Below are 3510 nucleotides of genomic sequence, written 5' to 3'. Positions count from 1 at the left end.
AACCCGAGGGTGCTGAACACCGGGGCGCAGAACCCGAGGGTGCTGAACACCGGGGTGCAGAACCCGAGGGTGCTGAACACCGGGGTGCAGAACCCGAGGGTGCTGAACACCGGGGTGCAGAACCCAGGAGCGCAGAACCCGCGGTCGCCGCACCCTGGATCGCACACCCCTGAAGCCGGGCCCACGCGCGAGCACCCCGACCGCCCAGCCGCCACCGGCAACCTCCGCCCCCGTCTGACCTCCTTCGTCGGCCGCGAACCCGAACTCGCCGCCATCCGTACGGATCTGGGGAACGCCCGCCTCGTCACCCTCACCGGCCCCGGCGGCTCCGGCAAGACCCGCCTCGCGGAGGAGACGGCCGCCGGGCACCCCGCCCCGGCCTGGCTCGCCGAACTCGCCCCCCTCGAGCGCCCCGAGGCGGTCCCGGGCGCCGTGGTCAGTGCCCTGGGGCTGCGGGACACGGTGCTGCGCACGAGCGAGCTCTCGGCCGCGCAGGACGACCCGGTCGCGCTGCTCACCGAGTTCTGTGCGGACCGCGAGCTGCTCCTGATCCTCGACAACTGCGAACATGTCATCGACGCCGCCGCCCACCTCGCCGAGACCCTGCTCACGCACTGCCCGAAGCTGCGGATCCTCGCCACCAGCCGGGAGCCCCTCGGGGTGCCCGGCGAGTCCGTACGGCCCGTCGACCCGCTCCCCGACGAGCCCGCCCACCGTCTCTTCGCCGAACGGGCCGCCGCCGTGCTGCCCGGATTCGACCCGACGCAGGACAGCGAGGCCGTCGCGGAGATCTGCACCCGTCTGGACGGCCTTCCGCTCGCGATCGAACTGGCCGCCGCCCGGCTGCGGTTGCTCACCCCGCGCCAGATCGCCGACCGTCTCGACGACCGCTTCCGGCTGCTCACCTCGGGAAGCCGCACCGTGCTGCCCCGCCAGCAGACCCTGCGCGCGGTCGTCGACTGGTCCTGGGAGCTGCTCGATGAGAGGGAGCGCACCTTCCTGCGCGAGGTCTCCGTGTTCGCCGGCGGCTGGGACCTGCCCGCGGCCGAGGCGGTCTGCAGCGGCGACGCCGCCCTGCTGCTCGGCGCGCTGGTCGACAAGTCCCTGGTCGTCGCTGCCCCTTGCCGCCGCGGGGACGAGGGCATGCGCTACCGCATGCTCGAAACCATCCACGAGTACGCCACGGAGCGCGCCGAGGAGGAGCCGGCCACCCGTGCCGCGGCCCGCAAGCGGCACACGGACTACTTCCTCGCCCTCATGGAACAGGCCGACCCCCTGCTGCGCACCGCCGAGCAACTGCCCTGGATCGGCCGCGTGGAGCGGGACCTCGACAACCTCCGCGCCGTACTGCAGCACAGCGTCACCACCGGCGACGAGCGGACCGCGCTCGAACTCGCCCTCGCCATGGGCTGGTTCTGGTCCCTGCGCAACTACCGCCGCGAGGGCAGCGACTGGAGCGCCGCCGCCCTCGCGCTCGGCAAGGACCCCACGGGCCCGGACGGGAGCCCGACCGGCCCCGAGGCCGAGGCGGACCCGCGTTACTGGCCGCGTATGAAGGTGCGCCTGCTCCAGCTGTTCCTGCTCTCGGACTCCGTCCCAGGACAGCCCCTTGACGATCCGCGGGTGCGGGCCGAACTGGCCCTGCTGCGTGAGGTGTTCGGCCGTCCGATCCCGCAGTCCGCCACGTTCCCCGGCCTGCTGTGGCCCTTCGCCACGTTCGTCCTCGACGGCACGAGCGGCGGCCGCGAGGCGATGGAGACGGCGACCGAGACCTGCCGCAGATACGGCGGCCCCTGGGAGATGTGCGTGGCCCTGCTGTTCCGCGCCCATGTCGCCGTCGACACCCGCGGCGGCCTCGGCGCCGTGGACAAGGACCTGGCGGAGCTGCGGACGCTGTCCCGGCAGGTCGGCGACCGCTGGCTCAAGGCCCATGTGTGCACCGCGGTCGGGGAGGCCGCCATGGCCCGTGGCCGTTTCGCCGAGGCGCAGGCCGAGTACGAGGAGGGCCTGCTCCTCGCGTACGAGATGGGCGTGTACTCCGAGGCGCCGCTCCTGATCGCCCGGCTCGCCGAGATCGCCTACCGCGCGGGCGATCTGCCCCTGGCCAGGCGGGCCATCGTCGAGTCGGACGAGGAAGGCGAGCGCTACGGCGTCCTGGACACCCGCGCGTTCGTCCGCCTGCTCTCCGCGTACGTGGCGCTGGCCGAGGGGGACCTCGAACTGGCCCGCAGCGAATGGCGGTCGAGCATCGAGTGGGCTGCCCGGGCCACGCCCCCGCCGCAGTTCGAGGCGGGCGTCGCGCATGCCGACGCGAAGATGACGGCTCTGGAGTCGGGTCCGGCCGCCGCCCTGCCGAAGGCGGTCGAGGGCCTGCGCGGCGCCGTACGGGACAAGTGCGCGGAGCCGGTCCTTTCCCTGCTCGCCGAGGCGTCGGCCGCCCTCCTGGCCGACCTGGACGACCCCCGGGCGACCCGCGTCCTGGCGGCGGGCATCCACTGGCGCGGCGACCTCCCGATCCCCGAGCCGGAGCAGACGGAGACCACGCACCTCCGCACGAAGCTGCGGAAGCGGCTGGGAGACGAGACGTACGAGCACGAGTGGTCGACGGGCGAGACCCTCACCCCGGAGGACGTCCTGGAGCTACTCGGCCCACCCAGCTCCTGCGGCTGAGCAGACCTTCCAGCACCGCACCCGACCACCCCTCAGCGACAACTGATCCGCGACTGCGCCCAGTCCACCAACGCCGGCGAATCCACCACGGAATGCGGCTCCACCACCAGCCGCAGCGTCTTCCGTCCGGTCAGATCCACATGCACGGGCACCGCGGGCTCACCCCCGCGCACCACGCCCGACTGCCACAGCCGCTCACCGTCCGCGAACACCGAGAACCGCACCGCCCCGTGCCCGAACGTGAGGTCGTCCACCCCGGCGAACGCGTCGTACGCGGTGCACTCACGGTTCAGGTCGATCACCACGGACGAGTACGCATGGACGGTCACCCCGTGCGCGTACCGCTGCCCGGCGATCCCGAGTCCCTGCCGCTGCCAGATCCAGCTGGACTCCCCGAGGCGCACCTCGGGCTGGGTCCCGTCCCCGAAGATCCCGTACTGCAACTCGTTGATGTGATACGCCTCCGGGGCCGGCGGGGGAGGCGGCGGCGTCGGCTTGGGAGCAGGCGGCGTCGGCTTGGGGGAAGGCTTGGGCGGGGGCGGAGGAGTCGGCGTGGGCGTGGGCGTCGGATCCGGCGCGACGACCGGGGGCGCGGGCGGCTCGGGCTCAGGCGGAGGCTTGGGCGCGGGCTTCTGCGGCACCACGGGCTGCGAGACCGGCGGCGGCTTGGGCTTCGGGTCGGCCTTCGGCTTGGGCTCGTCGCCCGCGAGGGCAAGGGCCACCGCGACGCCCGCCGCGACCACCACGGCCGCGGCGATACCGGCCTTCGCCGGCGCACCGAGCCCTTCACCGGCTGCCGCGCCACCCGCGGCCGCACCACCGGAGCCGCCCGAAGCGGCC

General features: G+C 73.7%; 2 protein-coding genes. One reads left to right on the top strand and one right to left on the bottom strand.

The window, feature by feature from the left end; all coding sequences use genetic code 11:
* Positions 1-2670 (top strand): AfsR/SARP family transcriptional regulator (locus tag ABT367_RS40255; protein ID WP_434975648.1); only part of this gene is annotated, 2670 nt, incomplete at its 5' end.
* A 32-nt stretch (positions 2671-2702) separates the two neighbouring features.
* Here the strand turns inward: ABT367_RS40255 and ABT367_RS40250 are convergent.
* Positions 2703-3510 (bottom strand): NPCBM/NEW2 domain-containing protein (locus tag ABT367_RS40250; protein ID WP_352258790.1); only part of this gene is annotated, 808 nt, incomplete at its 5' end.

The sequence above is a fragment of the Streptomyces mesophilus genome, from assembly GCF_040300965.1.
In the GTDB taxonomy this organism is placed as follows: Bacteria; Actinomycetota; Actinomycetes; order Streptomycetales; family Streptomycetaceae; genus Streptomyces; species Streptomyces mesophilus_A.
The sequence above is the reverse complement of the archived record's forward strand: the minus strand, read 5'-3'. Positions and strand labels throughout refer to the sequence as shown.